Here is a 23,352-nt window from a genome sequence, read left to right as displayed (position 1 = left end):
ACTAGCTAAACCTCACTCTTGGATCGACTAAGGTATAAGAAATATCAGTCAAAATTAAACCCAAAATATAAAGCACTGATCCTAAAAATACCATTGACCGAACTATGGCAAAATCCTGCTGCTGGATGGCATCAATAATGTAGTTGCCAAGCCCTGGAACACCAAAAAAGGATTCCAAGACCAAACTCCCCATAAATAAGGAAGGGATGAGCACTACCACACCCGTAAGAATAGGTAACATGGCATTTTTTAAAACATGATGAAATAGAATTTTTACTTCTGATAAGCCTTTGGCACGTGCTGTTTTGACATAATCTTTATTAAGTTCTTCTAAAAATAAAGTCCGATACCAACGGGATCCGGCACCTAATCCAGCTAGCACAGCCACGATGACCGGTAACAAGATAAATTTAATACTTTCTAATCCCCCGTCATACCCAGAAATGGGAACCAAACGTAGCAATTTACCAAAAATATATTGCCCTCCAATAATATAAAAAAGACTAGAAATAGACATTAAAACAATACAAAAAACCACGCCACTTAAATCAAGATAAGAAGTTCTAAAAAACGCCATGGACATAGCAAAAACAATATCTGCTAACATGCCAAAAATAAGAATAGGAATAGCGATGGCTAGGCTTGGCCACATGCGATGTGAAATGTCATAGGCAATATCTCTTCCACCGTCTGATAGCCCAAAATCAAAGACAAATAAACGGAGAGATTTTTGGAAAAAAAGCGTTTGAGAAAACTGTTGAAGTCCTGATTTTTCATTATTAAAAAAAAGAGGCAAATTATAACCGCGTTGCGCTTTCCACTGCATAATAGCTGCAGGTTTTACATATTTTTGTCCCAATTGCATACGCGCCATATCATCAGGTGTATTAATCATGAAAAACAAAGCAAAAGTGATGATATTAATCGCGAATAAAATGGGAATAGCATATAAAATTCGTCGTAATAAATAATAAATCATAATCTAACTCTCGGCGCAGGCAGCTTTTCTTTTTTACGATAAGCAATAAATAGGGGTAGTAAAGAGAGTAAGATAAATAAAACTAATAAGCCAATTGGCCATAATACCGGTTGATTCCAGAGTTCTCGTAGCGCATTTCGCTTCGTCACGTCAATCGCAATATATTTTAAAGTATTCGAACTGATAGTGTTTGGTTTTGTCGGCGAAACCCATTGCTGCCTTAGAATTAGGGTTTGTGTATTCACTCCCCAAATCCAGGGGGCATCATGGCGCAGCAGCTCTACCATTTCATCAATCAGCCGTTGACGAGTCTCATCGTTGCCACGATTCTTCATTTGCTCAAACAAGCTATCATAGTGAGAATTTTTATAATTGGATGAATTTTCACCACCATATTCTGCTCTGCCATTGGTACCATAAAACATAAATAAGAAATTTTCAGGATCAGGATAATCCGCATTCCAGCCCCAACTAAAAATTTGCACGTTACCACTACGCATTTTGTCTTGAAAACGATTGTATTGAGTCGCACGCAGATTTAAGTCGATACCAATTCGTGCAAATTGTTTTCGCATCCAATCCAACTGTGCCTTATCATCAGGACCGCCAGTCACTGCCACATCATAATTTAAAATGAGTGGCTTAGCTGTTTTCGAATCTCGTCCTCCAGGGTAGCCTGCTTCTCGCATAAGCGCTTTGGCTACTTCGATTGATTTTCTTTTTGGCTTGCTTCCATCCCATTCATAGACATAAGGATTTATTCCCGCCGCTCCTTCCTTAAAGCCAAAAATGCCCGGTGGTATTGGTCCCTGAGCTGCCTTACCACGGCCATTTAAAAAAATGGCGATATGCTCATCATAATTCACTGCTATCGATATCGCCAAACGTAATTTTCTTGCCCGCTCGCTTTTACCACCCACTACCGGATCGAGCATGTTAAACCCAATGTAGAAAATAGTCGGATCCGTGGTTTGTGTGAGCTTCATTTTTTTATCAAGCATGCTTTGACTTAATCGGGGAACTCCTGAACGACTAATTTGAATGGCCTGATCAAAACTGTCTGCACTAATACCCGACACATCATAATAACCTTGCAGAAACTTATTCCAACGCGGAATAGATTCTTTTTCTAAGGTATAAATAGCGCGATCGATCAAAGGCAGTAATTCACCTGCATGCTGCAAATACCCTTTTTTCTCGTCTTCTAGAGAACCATTTTGAGGAAAATAATCTTGGCGAAAGTTGGGGTTTTTAGTTAAAACCATCCGTCGATTTGGGTTGTTCTCCGTTAACATAAAAGGTCCCGTACCAATGGGATACCACTCAAAACTTAAGTTCTTCTCTTCCATTCCAGGTTGCGAATAAAAGCAATCAGCTTCCCAGGGAATTGGTGCAAAGAAGGGCATGGCGAGCCAAAATAGAAATTGCGGATATTGCCCTTTGATCGTAATTTCAAAACTATAATTATCCAATTTTCGCAGACCAACCATTGGATATTTTCTCAGATCAACAAACCCATCCAAGTTAGCAGGTAACGCACTGGCATATTCATGAAAACCAACAATATGATCACTCATTAGACCGTAGATTGCTGAGTTCACGGCCGGATGCGCTAAACGCTTAATCTCATAAATATAATCGTCAACGGTTAACTCTCGTGTTCCTCTGTACTTAAAATCAGCTAATTTATTAATACCCTGTTCAGATAAATAACCTTCTGCTAAATGGAGATAGCGGTAGTTACCCTTTTTATCTTTCGCTAAGGCAGGATGAGGTTGAAAAAGGACTCCAGGTTTAATATGAATAGTATAAACTGTGTAGGCAACCTCAACCCCATCCAAGTTAGTTAAGGGACGACCCAACTTATCGGTATAACGTATTTCAGGCATCGCTGTGGCGATTAGCGGCACCACTTTATAAGGCCGAGCCAAATAATCGTAATGCAATAGAGGCTCATAAATTTGCATGGTGAATTGATATTCATTCGCTGAATAAGAACGGGCAGGATCCAGGGTTTTAGGTTGCTCGTTAAAAGAAGAATAATAAATTTTTTGCTGGGCTTGGGAGGCGGGATAAGGATTATTCAGAATCCAATTACTTGCATAAGTTGGAAACAAAGTATACAGCAGTATAATGAAGACAATCCCTTGTCTACAAAGCCCTTTCAAAGTACGAGTCCTATAATCAGTTATCGTTGTTTTAAAAGCTTGAGAAATTCTTCTTCGTTTAATACCTTAACTCCCAAGTCTTGCGCTTTATCCAATTTAGAACCTGCCTCAGCCCCCGCTACCACATAATCCGTTTTAGCTGACACACTACCGGCTACTTTTGCACCAACAGCAAGCAAGCAGGCTTTAGCTTCTTCGCGCCCCATCGTGTTTAATGTACCAGTTAATACCATTGTTTTAGCAAAAAACGGATGTTGCTCATCAAGCTGTTTGCGTTTTTCCTGAGGCCAATGCACGCCATAAGCTATAAGTTTATCAATGACGTCGATATTATGTTTTTGAGCAAAGAAATGAACAATATGATAGGCCACCACCGGACCAATGTCTCGAATTTCCATTAACTGTTCTGCAGAAACTTTTTTTAAGGCTTCAATATCAGCAAATTCTAAAGCGAGGGCTCTTGCACTGACCTCCCCCACTTCACGAATTCCTAAAGCATAGAGGAAGCGAGCAAAGCTGGTTTTTTTTGACTTTTCGATAGCGGTTAACAGATTCTCAGCTGATTTTTTGCCCATCCGTGGCAAACTGGCCAGGGTCGTTAAATCAAGGGCATAAAGCTCAGCGACATCGCGAACTAAGCCTTGGTTGACCAATTGCTCAATCAACATGCCACCCAAGCCATCAATCGACATCGCTCTACGCGAGGCAAAATGCCAGAGCATCCGTTTAAGCTGAGCACTACAAAATAAACCGCCGGTGCAACGAGCAACCGCTTCCCCTTCTTCGCGAATAACATCTGCGCCACAGACCGGGCAATGGCTAGGAAGGTGGATAATTTCAGTTTTAGACGGACGTTTTTCCATCACTACGGAAACCACTTCAGGAATTACATCACCCGCTCGCCTAACAACAACCGTGTCACCTATACGAATATCCTTGCGATTTATTTCATCCATATTATGCAGCGTGGCATTACTCACCGTAACACCAGCAACACTCACAGGCCGTAATCGTGCAACCGGGGTTAAAGCACCCGTCCTTCCTACCTGAAAATCAACCGCATGAATTTCAGTCATCTCCTCACTTGCAGGAAATTTATGCGCACAGGCAAATCTTGGTGCACGAGCGACATAGCCTAAACGCTGTTGCAGAGCAATGTTATTTAGTTTATAAACAACCCCATCTATTTCGTAGGGCAAGGCTAACCGACGTTTTAACATGTCTTGATAATAGGAAAGACAACCTGAGAGACCAACTACAACTTTAGCTTCAGGAGAAACACGAAATCCAAACTCACGCAGCAATTCTAATTGCCCCATATGATTATCAGGTAATAAAAAATGATCACTAGCGCCTATACCGTAACAATAGATAGCCAAAGGTCTGGCTGCAGTAATGGCAGGGTTTAATTGTCGTAAACTCCCAGCCGCAGCATTACGTGGATTGGCAAAGGTTTTCTCTCCTTTGATACGTGCCTTTTCATTGTAGCTCTCAAAACCCGCTTTAGGCATATACACTTCACCGCGTATTTCAATAAACGCAGGCGGATTATTACAGAGCAATTTTAAAGGAACGGCGGCAATCGTTTTAATATTGCTGGTAATATTTTCACCGACTGCACCATCTCCACGTGTCGCGGCATAAACTAGTTGCCCCTTCTCATAACTTAGATTGACTGCTAAACCATCGAGTTTGGGTTCACAAACAAATTGCAAGGATTCTTCATCAGCCTCTAAGCGATCAGCAACCCGCTTGATGAAAGCATGTAACTCTTCTTCAGAAAAAACATTTCCTAGCGATAACATAGGTTGTTTATGTTCAACGGGTTCAAAAGTGCCGGCAGGGCTGCCGCCTACTCGCTGAGTCGGCGAATCAGGGCTAATGTACTGTGGATGCTTTGTTTCAAGTGTTTGTAATTCTTTAAAACAACGATCGTACTCACTATCAGGAACTAAAGGCTCATCGCGCACGTAATAATGGTAGTCATAAAGCCTAATACGCTCACGTAAATTGTCGATTTCTTTAACTAAATCATCCACTTTCATCTGTTTTTTTTACCTGTTCTAGCATTGTATCCTTTAGGGCATCATTCTACCCACAACTTCGGCTTGCCGTCGACTTTGTTTTCTTGTCTTGTGTAATAAATTCTCTTATGGTATTGATATCGCCCTGTCAGCTCGGAACAAACCTATGGTCTTTCGTTTTATTATCTGCCTACTCCTATTTTTTTGTACCTTCTTAAGTTATTCAGCTGAAGAACAGCCTGAAAATCTCGGCGTCGCTTTTGTGCATGGCACTCATGATTATAGTGCTGGCGCAGAAGGCGTTTATTGGAAAGAGGATTTTATTCACGCAGTCATCGAAGGACTTCCCAATCCAAGTAACTATTATGTTGTTCATTGCGATTTTAGTCAGTATATGTGGCATGAAAAGGCTGCAGGTTGCGTGGCCAATCAATTGCTTGAATTTATCACTAATAAACAAATCACCAAACTGATCGTTTATACCCATTCAAATGGAGGAAATGTCGTTCGCTGGATTCTTTCAAATCCAACCTTCGATGCGCGTTATCTCAGTTTGGTGAAACATATTCGACAGGTGGTTGCCTTAGCCCCTTCGAGTGGCGGCACTGAACTCGCCGATGAAATCCTCAATGGCAATGGCTTTGAAGAGTCCGTTGGCTGGTTACTGGGTTATATCAACAACGCAGTAAAACAACAACGCATAGGTGATATGGCTCTTTTTAACTCTGAAATGTTATTGGGAACTGCTGGACGGCCTTCTTTACCACTTCCTTTTCGCGTAATGATCGGAACCGATGTGGATGCTTCGCCGTTCAGCTCATCAAGCTATTGCAATGGCTTTTTCCTTAATGTTGGTTTAAAAATTACCCAATCTTATTTACAACATTGCTCTGATGGATTTTTAAACTGCAACTCGCAACGTATTGCTGGTCAACTTTGGTTTTACGATAAACAAAAAACAAATCATGCCATCACATTAAGCCATAATCAAAGCCGTCATAGTTGTTTTGGTTTAGAAAAAATTCTGCGTAAGGACCTTTTGACTCAAGGAGCTGTCCAATGAAATTTCTTTCATTAATTCTTTTATCCTTGCTGTGTTTAGAGTCTCAAGCTTACCCTTTAGCAAAACAAGTTCACCTTGTTCCTTATAACTGTAAAAGCTGTGATCTTTTATCTCATGAAGAATTAAGTCTGAGCTGGCCAACTCACGATAGCCCATTGCAAACTCAAACCATGCATGAGCAAACAAGTCGTAAATATCAAGTTAAAGCAAGTTTAAAGGAACTAAGACAGGGGGTAACTATCCATACTTCAGCCGCAGAGGCTATTGTGCGTATTGCGCCTGTCAATCCTAAAACCTCGGTTAAACTTCAATTTAGTATCAGCAACAAGCATGGTCTTAATTTAAGTTTGCTCGAAGCTTCTTCTTTATATTCACAAAGAGAAGCCTTAAAAAATACACCTTTTGCAGGCAATACTTTAGCGCTTGCTGAATTAAAACCTGAGCTTGGTTTTGGTCAATTCACAATCACAAGTTCTCAGGCTGATCGGAGCAAAGACGATGAACTTTTTATGATTCATGTCTATGATCGTTATGCAGCCACTGCCTTAACCATTCAAACGAATAAGGCGCGTTATTATTCTGGCGATGAGTTTGTTGCCACTCTGATCTTAAAAGATAAAGAGCAGATTTATTCCATCGATGATCTAACTTTGTCACTTGTTAGCCCTGATGGAGAAATTACTCCTCTTGTGGCCACGCCAATCGCTGAAAACATTTTTCAAGCAAGAACTATTTTAAATTCAGAAAAAAATAGCCGTGGAGGTAATTGGTATGTTGACGCGACGGTGACCACCATTATTGGCGACGATATAATCTGGCGGCAAGCTCATTCTGCTTTTTCTTATACGATTCCTTCTGCCGCAGTTGTAAACATCACAAAAGGTCCTGCAAACAACTTTGATTTTATTGCCACAGTGGAGGTCGCTACCGGCAGTCGTTATGCCTTGCAGGCAGTTCTTTTAGGGAGTGATACACAAGGCAAACTTCATCCTATTCAAACGACCCAATCGGCTGCTTGGTTGCCTACCGGCCAGCAGCGTTTGAATTTTTCATTTGATTCTAACTTAAAAACTGATTATAAAGCTCCTTACTATTTGAGTTATATCCACCTGACTGATTTTGGGCAAATGAAGCCTGTTTTTGAATTTGATGCTCCGATTGAAGTCGATAAATTAAGTTAATAATGAACTACTTACCCACTATTTCTCTTATTGAAGGCATTGCACTGTCGATTGCCTTGCAAACTCTGTTGATTTTTTTTGTGATGCGCCGCCAGCAGCGGCAGCACAGTTTGCTAGAAACCCAATTTGAAAAACTGCAACAATCCTTCGCTACGCAGCTTCACCAATTGCATCTTGAACTCCATCAAACCTATCAAACAAGCCAACATCAGATCTATGAAAAAATAACTCAGGGACAAATCAACAGCCAACGATTAATCGCTGAAATTATTCAAAGCCAAATGGCAGACGTACGAGAGCAAATGAATCATAGTTTTAAACAACACGCCAGTTCGCTCACTGCTCATTTGCAATCTTTAACCGAAGAAATTCGCAATCATTTGCATAATTTAACTCAGCAAGTCAATCACAAATTAACAGAAGGTTTTGAAAAAACATCCACAACCTTCACCGACGTCGTGAGACGGCTCACTATTATTGACGAAGCACAGAAAAAAATTACCGAACTTTCAACGCACGTAGTCAGTCTGCAAGATGTTCTGGTTGATAAAAAAGCTCGCGGAGCCTTTGGTGAGGTACAGTTATCTACCCTCATTGCCAATATGATTCCCTCCACGCATTATCGTACGCAATATACGCTTAGTAACCAAAAGCGAGCCGACTGCATTCTTTTCTTACCCGAGCCCACTGGACATGTGGTCATTGATGCGAAATTTCCACTGGAAACTTATCAAAAACTCATGAACACAGACGCTGTCTCTAGCGACCGCAAAGCCCTACAACAGCAGTTTCGACAAGATTTGCAAAAACATATCAAGGATATTGCTGAAAAATACATTGTCCCCAATGAAACAACCGATGGCGCAGTCATGTTTATACCTGCAGAGGCTATTTTCGCTGAGATTCATGCTAATTATCCTGATATGATTGCCCTTTCTCAGCGGCTTAAAGTCTGGATTGTGTCGCCAAGTACTTTAATGGCGGTCTTAACCACAGCAAGAGCTGTCTTAAAAGATGATGCAACTCGCAAACAAGTTCATATTATTCAAAAACACCTGCACTCCCTCGCCGATGACTTCCAACGTTTTGAAAAACGCATGGACAAGTTGTCAAAACATATTGATTTAGCACATCAAGATGTCAACGAGGTAAGTACTTCAGCCAAAAAAATAACACAGCGTTTTCAAAAAATTGAGTCCGTCGAGTTAGATTTTCAGGAGCGTGAAACGATTACTGAGTCGAATTAGACTCGGGCTTGGCCCAACAAATTCATCCACACTTGTGTGGAAGGAAATGCTGGACTAAAGCCTAACCTTGTAATCTAAAAACTAACTTCTTTTTAATTAAGAACCTATGTTATGCTAACAACACGCCCATCGGAGAAATAAAGATGCGATCTCTGTCTTATTCGCTAATCACTGTTCTATCTTTGTATGTTTCTTCAATTAGCTATGCAACTATTCCTGCAGAATGTGATCCCATTTTCATTCCGTTTTGCGATAAACAGCGCTGTTGCCATGCTATGGGCGGCATCAGCTATTGTGATTCTGTAGCTGGACGCTATGTTTGTAACAATGGGTATTATTCCAGCTGCTACTGTACACGTCATGCTGTGATGGATATCCAAAAACTCTCAGGTTGCTGTTTATGGCAAGGTGGCGTGATGACTATTTCTGCTGTAGGGGCCGTGGTATGTAATAATGGTAGTATTTCTGAGGTTTGTAGTTTGCAAAACCCTCCACAACCCGTTTCCAGTTGGTAGTTTGCTCTTCTCATGACTAGTCCGCTCATTGAAATAAAACAAGTTAATAAATCTTACGGCTCAGCCCTCATTCTCAATAATATTTCCCTGTCAGTTCAAAATGGTGAGTTCCTAACCCTTTTAGGACCTTCAGGTTGTGGAAAAACCACCCTACTGCGGTTAATTTCAGGCTTTGAACAACCAAGCTCCGGTGAAATATATTTCAATGGCCAATGTATCAATGCGCTGCCTCCACAAAAAAGGGATGTCCATACTGTTTTCCAAAGTTACGCCCTCTTTCCGCATTTATCGGTTTATGAAAATGTAGCGTTCGCTTTACGATGCAAAAAGATGGATGAGAAAACCATTTCCGCACGAGTCGAAGAAACTCTACGCCTAGTTCAGCTAGAGTCTTTTGCCAAACGCGATATCCAACAGTTAAGCGGCGGACAGCAGCAGCGTGTAGCAATCGCTCGTGCAGTAATTAATCGCCCACAAGTTTTGCTTTTGGATGAACCTTTAAGTTCGCTCGATTATAGATTACGCAAAAACATGCAGTATGAGCTTAAACAATTACAAAAAGCGCTAAACATGACTTTTATTTTTGTCACCCATGATCAAGAAGAAGCTTTATCCATGTCGGATCGAATTGTGATTTTTAACCACGGCCACATAGAGCAAATTGGGACACCGCGGCAGGTCTATGAAACACCTGCTAATCTTTATGTTGCAAAATTCATTGGCGAAGCAAATATTTTTAATATTCAAATCAAGGGGGTTTCCGGCCAAAACCTGCTTACCGAAATCGAATCGATTCAGCTCCAATGCCGTAATACTGGCAATTATCAACCTGGTGATAAAGTGCATCTTATCATTCGCCCGGAAGATATTCGTGTGTTGAAGGAATCAGAGACAGACGATACGGGCGGCATGTTACCAGGAAAAATTATAGATATTGTCTACAAAGGCTCTACGATTGATTTAAAAGTCGAATTAGATTCTGGAAAAATTATCAATGCGACCGCCTTTTTCGATGAAGATGATGATAACTTAGAATATACACTTAACGAAACTCTGTGGTTACAATGGTTACCTGGTTGGGAAGTATTATTGCCTTATGAATCTTAAAATCCAATCATTCATTTCAACAAGTGGGACTTAATGAAAGTTAGATCTCTTTCAGTGTATCTTACCTACATCTGGTTAATTATTTTTAGCTTCGTTCCTCTATGTCTGGTATTAATCGCTAGTTTTCTATCCAAAAATAGCAACCACCTTGTCGATTTACCCTTCAGCTTAAGTAATTATTCTGCCTTACTCACCCCTATTTTTATCAAAATTTTCTTTCGCTCGCTATTCATAGCGTCATTTGCGACCGCTTGCTGCCTTTTACTCGCTTATCCTTTCAGTTTTTTATTAATTAAATCAAAACATAAATCCGTTTTACTATTACTAATTATTATTCCGTTCTGGACAAGTTCATTAATACGTACTTACTCCCTGATCGCGCTGCTTAAATCAAAGGGCCTTATCAATGCTATTCTTTTAAAATTGCATTTAATCGATACCCCCCTTTCATTGCTTTATACCAATTTTGCAGTCCTAACTGGACTAGTTTACAACTTATTCCCGTTTATGGTTTTACCAATTTTTACTAACATGGAACGCTTTGATTTTAGCCTTATTGAAGCAGCCAAAGATTTAGGGGCAAGTAAACTCAACATTTTTTTCCGCGTATTTTTACCTAATACAGCAAATGGGATTATTGCTGGCTGTTTAATGGTCCTTTTACCCTCAATGACCCTATTCTATATCCCTAATGTTTTAGGTGGGGCACGCTCGATTTTATTGGGAAACTTAATTCAAGATCAATTTTTAGTTTTGGAAAATTGGCCTCAAGGCTCAGCCACTTCTGTATTACTCACCGTCATTTTATTAATTTTATTGTTCTTTTTTCGTCGTCAAAGCAAGGAGATCTTGCAATGAAAGCTTTGACGCAAAAAACTTTCTTAACTTTAGTATTTCTCTTTCTTTATTTCCCAATTCTTGTACTCGTTATTTATTCGGTAAATGCTGCGAAGTTTTCATTGCAATGGCAGGGCTTTTCAACGCAATGGTATGTTGAGCTTTTTCATGATCGTGTATTATGGTCTGCTTTTTTGCATTCTACTATTCTGGGTCTCAGCGCTTCTATTGTAGCAACTACTTTAGGGTTATTAACTTGTGTGCATTTATTTCTTTATCGCAATCGACAACATCGTCCGCTCTATGCGATCTTAATTTTGCTAATCATTATTCCTGATCTCGTCCTCGGAGTCGCACTTTTAATTTTCTTTAATCTAATGAATATTACTCTGGGTTTTTTCAGTTTGTTAATTGCTCATATCAGTTTTTGTATTCCTTTTGTGATTTTAACGATTAACAGCCGTATTTATACTCTCGATCCGAATATTTATTTTTCTGCACTCGATTTAGGAGCGAGTCGTTTCACAGCGTTAAGGAAAATTCTTCTACCCCTGTTATGGCCTGCAATACTCAGCGCTTTCTTACTCTGTTTTACCCTCTCTTTTGATGATGTCATTATTAGCTATTTTGTTGCAGGTCCCGATTTTAATATTTTACCGCTTACCATTTATTCTTTAGTAAGAACAGGCGTAACACCTGAACTTAATGCTTTATGTACCATTACCCTTGCTATATCGATGGCCTTGGTCATTATTTCAGATCGCATATCGAGTAAAAAACCATGAATCGTTTTCTATTATTTATTGCCCTGGTTTTAGGCACGACTATGCTTTTTGCTAATAAAGTAGTGAATGTTTACATTTGGGGCGGAGAAATCCCCAAGGAACTTTTACAAGCCTTTGAAGATGAAACGGGAATCACCATTCATTTATCCACTTATGATAGTAATGAAACGATGTACGCTAAACTTCGGGCAAGTGGTAAAAGCATTTACGATGTCATTTTGCCTTCCGCTTATTTTGTTGAACGCATGCGTAATCAAGGTCTGTTGCTAGCGCTTGATCATAAGAAGTTGCCAAATCTTGCAAATATCGAGAGTCACTTCAATGATAATGAGTACGATCCAGGCAATCAATATAGCGCTCCTTTGATTTGGGGAGCGACAGGCATTTTTTATAATAAAACTTTTGTAAAAGATGCGCCTAAAACTTGGCAAGATTTATGGCAAAAACGCTGGCGTGGGGAGCTAATGCTTCTTGATGACTCACGCGAACTTTTCTCTATTGCGCTGATGAGTCTAGGATTTAACCCCAATGATAAAGATCCACAACATATTAGACAAGCTTACAATCGCCTCTTGGCTTTGGTACCGAATGTTAAACTCTTTGCTAGCGACAGTATCCAAGCCATTATGATTGATGAAGATGCAATAGCAGGAATAGCCTGGAGTGGCGATGCTCTCAAAGCTCAGATGGAAAACAATCAAATTTCTTTTAATTATCCTCAGGAGGGCTTTGTGATCTGGGTTGATTGTCTCGCCATTCCCAAAAATCCACCTCACCCGGAAGAAGCTTACGCCTTTATTAATTTTATGTTTAAACCTGAATCCAGCGTAAAAATTGCTATTTTAGAAGGTGCAGCTATAACCAATGCCAAAGGGCGTAGTCTTCTTCCTAAGGCAATTAATGATAATCCCATCGTCTATCCTTCTGAAGAAACGATGAAGCACGCTTATCTTCAGCGCGATCTCGGTGAACAAACTTTGGAGTTATACAACAAATACTGGCAGCAGTTTAAGTTAGCATTTTAAACTTAACGTTAGGTAATAGCTCACCTACCCGTACGTCATCCCTCGCTACGTGCGTAACAAGGTACGGGCTACGCTATTATATTGTTAAAATTTTTATACCAGGAATTTTTTCAAAGTCTTCAATATTACTAGTAAGTAATGAGTATCCATGAGCTAGTGCTGTAGCAGCTATTTGTAAATCATGGACGTTAGAGCTTGATTTAGATCTAGGTTTTAAAAAATAGGCGTAGATTTCAGCATAAGTTCTAGCCACCCTTTCATCAAAATTTAAAATAGGAATTTGTTCAAGTATATTTTCAACAAAAGCGGTACGGGTTAATTTTATTGATATATTTTTTGATAAATGAATTCCGGCTAATAATTCGGAAGCCGTAACTGAAGCAATATAGGCATCACCGTAAGAAGAAAAATCATTCAATTTTTCAATCTCTAATCGTTTATTTTCAATATCAATAAAAAAGTTTGTATCTATTACTAATCCCATGGGCTCTCCGGTAATTTAGCCCCATTTTTAATAGATTTAATATCCTGCGACATTCCTTGAGCTTCCTCTCCTAAGCTCGGCAAAGTTTTTATAAAACTTGCTAAATTTTTAATAGGAAAACCCGATCTAGGTGGAGGACTTAATTCAGCAATAGTTTGAACACCCTTGGTAATGTATAGGCTTCTTCCAGAGATACGAACTTTATCTATCATAGCGGAAAGGTGTCGAACTAACTCCGTAGCAGAAATAGTTTCGTGAGTACTGTTTTTCATACATTCTCCGTTATTAAAATTACTTTAACAATACATATTATATGTAAATTGTGTAAAAAATGCAATTTGACAAGGATGAGCTTACAATTTATTCGATGAATAATGGAAAAGTTGTCACGAAACCACTCCAACTTACGCTTAGAACTTAAACGTACAAAAAGAAACGCGTTAATATTAGCCCTATAACATCTCCCAACAAGACAGTCACAATGAAACTCAACCATAGGCTCCTTCCTTCAAGACCTGAAGCCTCTTTCAAAGCGAAAAAATAGGTTGTAATTTGCCAAATAATACAAATTAGAAAAACAAAATGACCGATTGTACCTAGCAGAGTTAGATGTAATTCAAAGCCCTTGGAAATATCTTCTTTATGAGGTTCCAAATATTTTTGTAGTATTACAATGGGGAGGACAAAGAGGATGGGATAACGCGACAAAGCCACCGTGCCAAAAAAATCAATCGCACGAATTCTTTTTTGCCTAAGTAAAAGGGCTGCTGCTAAAAAAAGCGAGGCTAGAATAAAAATAACTACGGCATTTTGATAAAGCAATAAGAAAAAATTAGGTTTCATCGCCTTAATGTTATCGGCGAATACAAAACCTATAATGCCATCGAAATAGACATTAGCAGCAATCCCCACGCTACTCATGATGACCATCAATATTAAACCCAACAATAAGGCTTTAAATCCTGCAATTTTTTGAAAAGGATTGATGAGCACTGAATTCTCAATACTTGCAAAGATAGATTTCTTGGTTAAGGCTGCAGAAATTAACTGATAATCCGCTTCTGAAATTTTATTTTCTTCACGCATTGCTAAAAGACGTTTTTGTTCTTTGTCCATCATCATACTCACAGACGTTTCAACATAATGGCCGCTTCTTTTGCAGAAATTTTACCTTCCTCAAGCAATAGTAAAATTTCTTCTTTAGACCCCTCCTCTTTTATTTCCATATTTTCCAAGGTTCTTATCAAAGCATTGAGTCTGTTTCTCAATGTCGGATAAGAGACTTTTTGGATAACAGCCATGTCCTTAAGGCTTCCTGAACATTTTACAAAATCCAAAATAAATTGCAGATCGTCTTCAGGTAGTTTTAATAACGCCGATATTTCAAATTGCCCTTCAAATCTAGTATTACAGTCAGCACACTCAATCTTGACTACATTTAAATTCGAACTTTTACAGGATGGGCACTGTGTAATTATTTTTCCCATGCTTCAAATACTGATTCTCAAATCTTCTATGCATAATATTTTACTAACAAACAATATAATATCAACCTTATTTCATTTTTCAAACTCCATTTTTAATTTTATTAAAATAAATATTTGTTTTTTTAAATTTGTGTTGATATATTCGAACCTCGTTAGAAATAAATGTCTAATTTTCGGTCATGAAGGTACATAAATGAGTAAAGAAAATTCAAAAAACAGCTGGAAAAAAACGTTTGTTCTTATCACAGACTATTTTTTAAATTCGGACGAACGATTAAAAGCATGGCTGTTATTAATAGGGGCCATCCTTTGCGTCATCGCTCTTGTCGCTATAATGGCAGCTTTATCTTGGTGGTCGGCTGGATTTTGGGCTGTATTAACCGCTAAAGCGTTAACTCCTTTTCTGATAAGCATGGCGCAATTTACTTTGTTACTGACCACCTATGTAGGAGCTTATGTTTTAAAAAATTATCTTATTGGGAAATTATCGGTCATTTGGCGTAATTGGTTAACTAAAAAAATGCTTATTGATTTATTTGGCAGTGAAAATAATTATTTAGAATTAAGACGATTTTCCCCTGAAATTGATAATATCGCACAGCGAATTCAGGAAGACATTAAAACGATTGTGGACTTTTCACTGAGTTTAGCCACCGATTTTTTACAATCCGTGCTCAGCTTCGGAACTTTTGTAGGCACTTTATGGGTAGTGGGCGGAGCCTTAACTGTAGCAATTTTGGGCCTGAATATTATTATACCAGGTTATTTAGTCTGGGTTGCATTATTGGTTGCCATAACAGCCACAATAGTTACTCATTTTATAGGAAAATCACTTCCTGAAGTGAATAAAATGGCTGAGCAAGCGGAAGCAGATTTCAGGCAGGATTTAACACAACTCTGTGGAGAGGCTGAAAATATTGCTGAAGAACATGCTGAAATTTATTATCAAACGTCGATAGGAAATAAAATTGAAGCAATCAAAAAAACCTCTAATCAAAAACTGAATAGCGAAGCAAAATTAACTAGTTTTCAGAGTTTTTATCTTCAACTAGCTGGGATTTTACCCAATATCCTTGCTGCCCCGCTTTACTTTACAGGACTTATTGATCTTGCCCAATTAATGCAAATTGGAATGTCTTTCACTGAGGTCAATATGTCATTAAGCTGGTTTGTTACCGCTTATGAAAATCTTTCTACTAATCAGGCCAGTATCGAGCGCATTATTGAATTACAAGACGCTTTTAAAGAAGGGGGTTTGGCAACGAATCCCAAAGCCATTTCTAGGAAACTAAGGTCTAAAGAAACCATCAAAATAAAAAACTTGGATATTCTGGCACCTCAAGCATCAAGTTCAGAATATATTATTCGTAATCTTAATCTAAAACTAGAACCAGGCGTGCATGTGATGCTACAAGCCGAATCCGGCATGGGTAAGAGTACTTTATTCAAAGTAATCGCAGGGGTTTGGAAATATGGTAATGGTAAAGTGTCCATCCCGGAGGGCAAAAGTTTCTATTTTTTACCACAAAGACCCACTCTGCCCTGCGATAGTTTAAGAGCTGTTTTAGCCTATCCTGAGCCAGCAGACACTTACGATGATCTGCAATACATCTCTGTCTTAGAAAAGGTAAAAATGGATAAATTTATTCCACAGTTAGATAAAATCTGTCCCTGGGCAACTCAATTATCAGGCGGTGAGCAACAACGAATCGCCATCGCAAGAGTTCTCTTGAAACAACCCGATTGGCTATTTTTGGACGAAGCAACCTCTTCTCTCGACGAAGAAAATGAAAATCTTATTTATCAATTATTAAAAGAATTATTATCAAAGACTACGATTGTTAGTATTGGTCATCGCTCTACAATAGCACCACATCACACAAAAACTCTATTTTTTAAACCTATCGAAGAAAGAGGGGTTGAAATACAAGAACGTTTTTCTAGATCAGAAGCTTATCAGAGCCTAACTGTTGGAGTCTAATAACATAGGTAGCCTGACTGCTTGCAACTGAATCTTAGTCCATCTCTGACAACCCTGTCCAGCTCGGCTCCGACGTCCCGCGTCTTGTCCGGCGTTGTTGCATGGTTGAACTCATTCCCTACTTACCGCGGCTTGTTCGCGGGATCCAGAGATCTGAGTAAGAAAAAAGATCACCTGGATACCACGGACAAGCCGCGGTAAGTAGGGACGAGAGTAGAGTTTGCAACATCGCTGGAACTAGCCACAGGGCGTAGGCAACGATGTGACTTAGATTGAGCGCTTGCTACCAGGCTGCACTTACACTGTAAAAGTTAGCGTAGACACATCAGGACATCTCTTTTCACCGAGCTTGGTGTTAAAAAATGAAAACTCATTCGAAGAGGAATTAGTAGTTGGGGCTGATTGATTAACCGATTTACACTCAGGTAACTCTCGCTTACGTTTCCGATTCTCGGATGATAATCGATTGTCACTAGCTTCGGGAACATTCCCGGGAATAAGCGGTGTTGAATCAGAGATGTTTTGCTCATCCCTTTCCAAAAGCATCGATGAATTAATACCAGTAATGGTTAATTTCATAGGAGTCGATTGTGTGGCTTCAAGCTTTAACTTGGCGTACAAGTTATTTTTAATCCAGTTTATCGCTTGAAGAGAACTAAATTGTTTAAATTCAGTAACGTTTTCCGATGCGTTATTACAATCATATAGATAAAACCCGCCTTTATCTTTAAAGATGCCGATAGTATGGCTTCTTCCAGAAAAAGCACTGATACGAATCATGTCATAATTTTTCATAAAATTGCTAAGAATATTTTGCCATTTACGGGCCTTAAATCCTTCGCGTTTGGGATCGGCTGAGGTTTTTATTTCAGGGACACCCAAAATGACTTCGATACTTTCCTGTCCTGTATTTGGATAGTAATTGCCCGGATGCTGAGCTTTATCTATTTCCGTATAAAATTCTTCTATTTTTTCGCAGTCCATCTGGGACACTTCCATCCCTCGTATAACCATATTGTAAATATCAAAAAACTCTTTTTGCCGATTTCTAGCTGCATACTTTAACCATGTTAAGGTTAAACCATGACACCAGCCTCCCTCTTCAACCTCAGGTAACTGCATCCTCTCTCGATGCAAGTTATATTGATGCATAAATACGTCTTGAGAGACATTAAGTAGACTAAAGACAGACGACAATAATGTATCTACTTCATGAATAACTGGATAATCTTCATTGAAAATAGCAGCAGCCATAAATGGATCGTCAAAAGTATTGGTTGCTAAAAGTTGGCCTAACGTCGTTTTTTTACCCATCGATCTTCCTTCTTAAATTCATATTTATAAAAGAGTGGGATTATACTTAAAAAATATTCTTTTCTCATTAAAAATAAGTCGAAAATTGATCAGTCTGAAATAATATTGGGATAATAATTAAAACCAACGGCATAAAAGACCACTCTCTACAGGATTTAGCTCTGCAACGACAGTGGATGAATCCTTTCACCGATTACTAGATCGCTGCTTTTCTTTCTTGCTCTCCAAGACAAAGCGCCATAAACAAGATAAAGAAATAACCAGAACCGGAATATAACAACAGGGAATCAGTCAAATTTCCTAAAAGAAAGCAAGCAAGCATTGCAAAAGCAATGGGGCGCATTTTATCTAAACGCCAACTTGCTTTAATTAAACTAAAAAAGAAGGCTAATAAGATGATAACACCAACTAAACCAAACTCAGTAGCCACGAAAAAGTATTGATTATGGGGTTCTAATAGTCTATTTAGCCATGAAGGCACTGGATTTAACGTGCGGAAATAATAAGTAAAACTGCCAGTTCCATTCCCTACCAGCGGATGCTTATTAAAAAGTTGATAAGCGAATTGATAAAATTGTAAACGATAACCTACGGGCGTATCCTTATCGTTTTGTTGATAATGCTTTACTTCTGTCACCGCCAAACTAAGCCGATCTTTCATATATTGGCTTTGATTGTAAATCATGAAAAAGGTGGTACAAACCATTAGAAATCCAGCAATCGCTAATCGCCAAGAGCAAATCTGTACCATTAAAAGAGACATTAGTAGAAAATAGGCAATATATCCCATCCGTCCCCCATTGATAAAAAGGGCATGATAACTGAACAAAAGAAATAATAAGCTGTAAGCGAATCGCTGCAAAGCTCGCTGCCGATAAGCAAATAAGGCCGATAAATAGGCAGCAAAATCCAACATATAACCGACCATAATATGATTGCGAAAAATGTGATCGGGGTTGATATTAAAAGTAGGCAGAAAACCTCGATATCTTAATACCGCAATACCAGAGGTAAGCAGCATCGCTAATAAAAACGCATGTAGACCTAAGCTTCTTGTTCTTTCGCTGCGAAATCCAGCAACCAGAATAGGCAAATAAAGAAATTTGCTATATTTTTCCAGAATAAGCATTTTTTCTGAAAAACTAGCAGGGCTCCATAAACAAGCAACTAGTGCTAAGCAAGTAAGAATAATAGCTGCCCTACACCAGCCTTTAGTGAGCAGGTCAGCAATTTCAGCGCGATATTTAGGAATTAATAAAATCACGACGACCGATAAACTTAAACAGATGCTTTTTGCAGAAGAACTAAGTGGCAAAACAAAAAGCGTCACTGCTAACAATAAAGGCACCAATTTTTGTATTGAAAATTTAGTTGATATGCCGGCAAGTGCATCCATTCTTTAATTATCCTCAGTAGTAGCAGGTAATTTACTCAATTGGGAATCATGGTACAACTGCTTAATTCCCCGGTAAAAAGTCCCTTGGGCATTAAAAACAGCTAAAAGGAATCCTGCTTTTCCATCTAAAAATCCACGCTGTAAAAAATAGCAACGGAAAAACATCCAACAGGTTCCAAGCAGCGTTTTTGCAAAACTAGGTTTTTTATTTTTCTCAATTTTAATTTTGGCACTGTAAGACGAATAACGATTGATCTTATAAAGCGCATGAGTGACATCTTGAAAGGAGTGATGCATGATTGCTTTTTTTATTTTGCTAATTCTTTGCCCGGGAGGCAAAACTATTTTCTCGTGCACAATATCTGAACTATAGCGAGCCCCTGCTCGTTTAAAAAGACGTACATGTCTTTTAGGACTTGAAGAGAAGCGTAAAGGGAATCCATAAAAATTCATACAGATAGGAATGCGATAAGCATCGGCGTCGTTACTTGTTATCGCTTTGATAATTGCTGCTTTGAGCTGCTCATCGACTGTTTCATCGGCATCTAAGTTTAGTACCCAATCTTCTGTCGCTAATGATAAGGCCCGCTGCTTCTGAATACCATAACCTTGCCAATCGGTAGAGTACACTTTGTCTGTATATTCTTTCGCGATAGCGATTGTATTGTCACTACTTCCTGAATCAAGAACAATCAGCTCATCAGCCCATTGAACTGAAGCAAGGCAACGTCTGATATTTGCTTCTTCATTTTTAGCAATGATGATAACACTAAGCATGGGTTAGCCGGCTAAATAAATTGCCCTATTCTAACCAGATACAGGCATAAAAGAAACTGTGGGTATTAGATAGATACTTTTATATGAATTTGTTGGGCCGAGGCCCAACATTCCACGAAAAACAGATGAATTAAGAGAGCTTAGCAAACACCTTCTCTATGATCATGGCTATCGAAATGTAATTTGCCATCTTTTACTTTTAAGGTCACATGGCCGCCATTCGATAACTTACCAAAGAGTAGTTCATCTGCTAAAGGTTTCTTCACATTTTCTTGGATTAACCTTGCCATTGGACGAGCACCCATAGCCTTATCATAACCATGTTCAATGAGCCAATCGCGGGCTGCTTTATCTACTTTGAAAGTGACGCCCTTATTACTGAGCTGTTCATCCAACTCCATGATAAATTTATCAACCACTAGACCAATTGTTACACTATCAAGCGGTGCAAAGTTAATAATCGCATCCAATCGGTTTCTAAATTCAGGACTGAACTGGCGTTTAATCGCGTCCAAACCATCATTACTATTATCCTGTAAGCTGAAACCAATTGAATTTCTGGTAATTTCGCTCGCACCCGCATTACTAGTCATAACCATAATGACATGACGAAAATCGGCTTGTCGTCCATTAGTATCGGTTAAAGTACCATGATCCATAATTTGTAAAAGCAAATTAAAGACATCTGGATGAGCTTTTTCAATTTCATCAAGAAGCAATACGGCATGTGGATTTTTAGTCACTGCTTCAGTCAATAAGCCGCCTTGGTCATAACCTACATAGCCAGGAGGGGCTCCGATGAGTCGTGAAACAGTGTGTTTTTCCATGTATTCAGACATATCAAAGCGTAATAATTCTATGCCTAATACATTAGCCAATTGCTTGGTGACTTCCGTTTTACCAACACCAGTTGGGCCAGCAAATAAGAAACAACCCACTGGTTTTTCGGCATCTCGTAGCCCAGAGCGAGCGAGCTTAATCGCGGAAGCAAGCGCTGTTATTGCATCGTCTTGTCCATAAACGAGCAATTTCAAATCGCGTTCAAGATTACGTAAAGTGTCTTTATCCCGTGCAGATACTTTTTTAACGGGAATTCGTGCAATTTTTGCGACAACGCTTTCTATTTCAGTTACAGAGATTATCTTTTTACGCTTAGTCGCTGTGAGTAGATTTTGATAAGCTCCTGCCTCATCTACCACATCAATTGCTTTATCAGGTAAGAAGCGGTCATTAATATACTTAGCAGCCAATTCTGCAGCGGCTTTCAAGGCTGGAATCGAGAATTTAACACCATGGTGCTCTTCCAAGCGTCCTTTTAAGCCTTTGAGAATTTCAAAAGTTTCATCAATACTTGGCTCTTTAATATCAATTTTTTGGAAACGACGAGCAAGTGCTCTATCTTTTTCAAAAATACCACGATATTCCTGATATGTGGTTGAACCAATACATTTTAATTCGCCATTTGCAAGTAAGGGTTTTATCAGGTTAGAAGCATCCATTACGCCGCCAGAAGCTGCACCTGCACCGATGATGGTATGTATTTCATCAATAAACAATACGGCACCATCTTGCTGACCTAGTTGTTTTAAAACAGCTTTTAGGCGTTTTTCAAAATCGCCTCGGTATTTTGTTCCTGCGAGCAAAGCACCTAAATCCAGTGAGTAGACGATGCAAGAACTAATTGCCTCGGGCACCTCACCATCGACGATGCGTCTTGCTAATCCTTCAGCAATAGCTGTTTTACCAACCCCTGCTTCACCAACGAGCAAAGGATTATTTTTACGGCGACGGCAAAGAACCTGGATAGTTCGTTGGATCTCTTCATGACGCCCAATGAGTGGATCAATCTTACCTAGTCTGGCGCGTTTGTTAAGATTCATGCAATAGCTTTCAAGTGGAGACTCATTACCTTCACCACCCATAGAATCCTCATCCATTGATGAGTTCATATTTTCGTTCAGTTCGTTGTTATGATATTTGGAAACACCGTGAGAGATATAATTAATCACATCAAGACGAGTAATATTCTCTCGACGGAGGAAATAAACAGCCTGACTTTCCTGTTCGCTAAAGATAGCAGCTAAAACATTAGCGCCTGTCACTTCAGTCTTTCCTGCTGATTGAACATGAAATACAGCGCGTTGTAATACTCGCTGAAAACCAAGCGTAGGTTGAGTTTCCCGATCCAACTCATCCTCAGGAATTCTTGGAGTGGTTTCATCAATGAACTCAAGTAAATCACGACGTAGTGAATCAACATTAGCATCACAAGCCTGGAGTACATTTCCAGCGGCAGGGTTATCTAGCAAAGATAATAGCAAATGCTCAACAGTCATGAATTCATGACGCTTCTCTTTCGCTTCCTTAAAGGCTAGATTTAAGGTGAATTCAAGTTCTTTGTTTAACATTTTGTCGCTCCTCTCTCCAGCCACAAACACCAAATTATTCGGGTTCCATAGTACATAGCAGTGGATGCTCATTAGATCTTGCGTGATCGTTAACTAAGGCTACTTTTGTTTCTGCAATATCCCTTGTAAACACTCCACAGATGCCTTTTCCTAAAATATGAACCTGTAACATCACTTGTGTTGCCAATTCCTCATTGAAATGAAAGAACCGCTTTAATACATCTACCACGAACTCCATAGGGGTATAATCATCATTGAGCAATATAACCTTATATTTTTTAGGCTGCTTGAGCGCCGGTAGAGCTTCCGACTCCGCCGTTTTACGTTCAATTATCTCCTCTAATGACCACCCACTCATAACATATACCCTTTATTAATTTTATAGACTGACAGCGAGCATTTGGCCAGTAAAAAAATGATTTAATTCATGAAAAAATTAAACCTTGTGATAATCAGCGACATCTTGATTAGATCACATCCAAATTGGTTTTATTACATGGTTAAAAAAAGACCTCAGCTTTTTAGTCCTTAAATTAAAAAATCCTTTTCAATACGACAGTTATACACAAAGCGC

General features: G+C 39.1%; 21 protein-coding genes. 9 read left to right on the top strand and 12 right to left on the bottom strand.

Going from position 1 to position 23,352, the window contains the following annotated elements; genetic code table 11:
* Position 1: 1 nt before the first annotated feature.
* From Lnau_RS04775 to ligA, 3 genes are read right to left on the bottom strand one after another with little or no spacing between them, the layout of a single operon-like run.
* The gene (locus Lnau_RS04775; protein WP_058504001.1) at positions 2 to 979 is read right to left on the bottom strand and encodes an ABC transporter permease; all 978 of its coding nucleotides are present in this window, start codon (positions 977 to 979) and stop codon (positions 2 to 4) included.
* Positions 976 to 3,123, bottom strand: coding sequence for an ABC transporter substrate-binding protein (locus tag Lnau_RS04770; RefSeq protein ID WP_083503800.1), 2,148 nt, complete (start codon positions 3,121 to 3,123; stop codon positions 976 to 978). The genes Lnau_RS04775 and Lnau_RS04770 overlap by 4 nt, the downstream gene beginning before the upstream one ends.
* Before the next feature lie 44 nt (positions 3,124 to 3,167).
* Entirely contained in the window at positions 3,168 to 5,192 is a 2,025-nt protein-coding gene (gene ligA, locus Lnau_RS04765) for an NAD-dependent DNA ligase LigA (protein WP_058503999.1), read from the bottom strand.
* Positions 5,193 to 5,337: 145 nt separating this feature from the next.
* Between ligA and Lnau_RS04760 the strand changes: the two genes are divergently transcribed.
* The 8 genes from Lnau_RS04760 to Lnau_RS04725 all read left to right on the top strand — a co-directional run bounded on the left by Lnau_RS04760 (position 5,338) and on the right by Lnau_RS04725 (position 12,931).
* Positions 5,338 to 6,234 (top strand): hypothetical protein, encoded by an 897-nt coding sequence (locus Lnau_RS04760; protein WP_058503998.1) that lies wholly within the window; start codon positions 5,338 to 5,340, stop codon positions 6,232 to 6,234.
* Complete coding sequence (locus Lnau_RS04755) at positions 6,231 to 7,415, top strand: DUF4785 domain-containing protein (protein ID WP_058503997.1); 1,185 nt, start codon at positions 6,231 to 6,233, stop codon at positions 7,413 to 7,415. The genes Lnau_RS04760 and Lnau_RS04755 overlap by 4 nt, the downstream gene beginning before the upstream one ends.
* A gap of 2 nt (positions 7,416 to 7,417) precedes the next feature.
* Positions 7,418 to 8,662 carry a DNA recombination protein RmuC gene (locus Lnau_RS04750; protein ID WP_058503996.1) on the top strand — a complete coding sequence of 415 codons (1,245 nt, stop codon included), beginning with the start codon at positions 7,418 to 7,420 and terminating at the stop codon, positions 8,660 to 8,662.
* Between the two features lie 143 nt (positions 8,663 to 8,805).
* Positions 8,806 to 9,177, top strand: coding sequence for a hypothetical protein (locus tag Lnau_RS04745; RefSeq protein ID WP_058503995.1), 372 nt, complete (start codon positions 8,806 to 8,808; stop codon positions 9,175 to 9,177).
* A 12-nt stretch (positions 9,178 to 9,189) separates the two neighbouring features.
* Positions 9,190 to 10,284 carry a spermidine/putrescine ABC transporter ATP-binding protein PotA gene (gene potA, locus Lnau_RS04740; protein WP_058503994.1) on the top strand — a complete coding sequence of 365 codons (1,095 nt, stop codon included), beginning with the start codon at positions 9,190 to 9,192 and terminating at the stop codon, positions 10,282 to 10,284.
* A gap of 33 nt (positions 10,285 to 10,317) precedes the next feature.
* Complete coding sequence (locus Lnau_RS04735) at positions 10,318 to 11,142, top strand: ABC transporter permease (protein WP_058503993.1); 825 nt, start codon at positions 10,318 to 10,320, stop codon at positions 11,140 to 11,142.
* Positions 11,139 to 11,906: an ABC transporter permease subunit gene (locus Lnau_RS04730; RefSeq protein WP_058503992.1), complete on the top strand. Its 768-nt coding sequence runs from the start codon at positions 11,139 to 11,141 to the stop codon at positions 11,904 to 11,906. The genes Lnau_RS04735 and Lnau_RS04730 overlap by 4 nt, the downstream gene beginning before the upstream one ends.
* On the top strand, positions 11,903 to 12,931 hold the full coding sequence (locus Lnau_RS04725) for an ABC transporter substrate-binding protein (RefSeq protein WP_058503991.1): 1,029 nt from the start codon (positions 11,903 to 11,905) through the stop codon (positions 12,929 to 12,931). The genes Lnau_RS04730 and Lnau_RS04725 overlap by 4 nt, the downstream gene beginning before the upstream one ends.
* A 76-nt stretch (positions 12,932 to 13,007) precedes the next feature.
* Here the strand turns inward: Lnau_RS04725 and Lnau_RS04720 are convergent, their stop codons facing one another.
* The 4 genes from Lnau_RS04720 to Lnau_RS04705 form a co-directional block, all read right to left on the bottom strand.
* Positions 13,008 to 13,415 carry a type II toxin-antitoxin system VapC family toxin gene (locus Lnau_RS04720; RefSeq protein WP_058503990.1) on the bottom strand — a complete coding sequence of 136 codons (408 nt, stop codon included), beginning with the start codon at positions 13,413 to 13,415 and terminating at the stop codon, positions 13,008 to 13,010.
* The gene (locus tag Lnau_RS04715; protein WP_058503989.1) at positions 13,406 to 13,687 is read right to left on the bottom strand and encodes a hypothetical protein; all 282 of its coding nucleotides are present in this window, start codon (positions 13,685 to 13,687) and stop codon (positions 13,406 to 13,408) included. The genes Lnau_RS04720 and Lnau_RS04715 overlap by 10 nt, the downstream gene beginning before the upstream one ends.
* A gap of 145 nt (positions 13,688 to 13,832) precedes the next feature.
* Positions 13,833 to 14,537, bottom strand: a complete 705-nt coding sequence (locus tag Lnau_RS04710; protein WP_238585920.1) for a hypothetical protein — start codon at positions 14,535 to 14,537, stop codon at positions 13,833 to 13,835.
* A 2-nt stretch (positions 14,538 to 14,539) separates the two neighbouring features.
* On the bottom strand, positions 14,540 to 14,902 hold the full coding sequence (locus tag Lnau_RS04705; RefSeq protein ID WP_058503988.1) for a DUF2089 family protein: 363 nt from the start codon (positions 14,900 to 14,902) through the stop codon (positions 14,540 to 14,542).
* Positions 14,903 to 15,095: 193 nt separating this feature from the next.
* Here Lnau_RS04705 and Lnau_RS04700 point away from each other — a divergent pair, with 193 nt between their 5' ends.
* Positions 15,096 to 16,883, top strand: a complete 1,788-nt coding sequence (locus tag Lnau_RS04700; RefSeq protein ID WP_058503987.1) for an ABC transporter ATP-binding protein/permease — start codon at positions 15,096 to 15,098, stop codon at positions 16,881 to 16,883.
* 297 nt (positions 16,884 to 17,180) lie between these two features.
* On the opposite strand, the gene Lnau_RS04695 is transcribed toward Lnau_RS04700, so the two are convergent.
* From Lnau_RS04695 to clpS, 5 genes are all read right to left on the bottom strand, one after another.
* A complete protein-coding gene (locus tag Lnau_RS04695; protein WP_058503986.1) occupies positions 17,181 to 18,197 on the bottom strand; it encodes a hypothetical protein in 1,017 nt (338 codons plus the stop codon).
* A gap of 196 nt (positions 18,198 to 18,393) precedes the next feature.
* The gene (locus Lnau_RS04690) at positions 18,394 to 19,593 is read right to left on the bottom strand and encodes an O-antigen ligase family protein (protein ID WP_058503985.1); all 1,200 of its coding nucleotides are present in this window, start codon (positions 19,591 to 19,593) and stop codon (positions 18,394 to 18,396) included.
* A gap of 3 nt (positions 19,594 to 19,596) precedes the next feature.
* Positions 19,597 to 20,370 (bottom strand): glycosyltransferase family 2 protein, encoded by a 774-nt coding sequence (locus tag Lnau_RS04685; protein WP_058503984.1) that lies wholly within the window; start codon positions 20,368 to 20,370, stop codon positions 19,597 to 19,599.
* 140 nt (positions 20,371 to 20,510) lie between these two features.
* Positions 20,511 to 22,778, bottom strand: a complete 2,268-nt coding sequence (gene clpA, locus Lnau_RS04680) for an ATP-dependent Clp protease ATP-binding subunit ClpA (RefSeq protein ID WP_058503983.1) — start codon at positions 22,776 to 22,778, stop codon at positions 20,511 to 20,513.
* Between the two features lie 34 nt (positions 22,779 to 22,812).
* A complete protein-coding gene (clpS, locus tag Lnau_RS04675) occupies positions 22,813 to 23,136 on the bottom strand; it encodes an ATP-dependent Clp protease adapter ClpS (protein ID WP_058503982.1) in 324 nt (107 codons plus the stop codon).
* Positions 23,137 to 23,352: the final 216 nt, after the last annotated feature.

Source organism: Legionella nautarum (genome assembly GCF_001467895.1).
Classification (GTDB): Bacteria; Pseudomonadota; Gammaproteobacteria; order Legionellales; family Legionellaceae; genus Tatlockia; species Tatlockia nautarum.
Note: the sequence above shows the minus strand (reverse complement) of the source record. Positions and strands in the feature narration are given on the sequence as shown.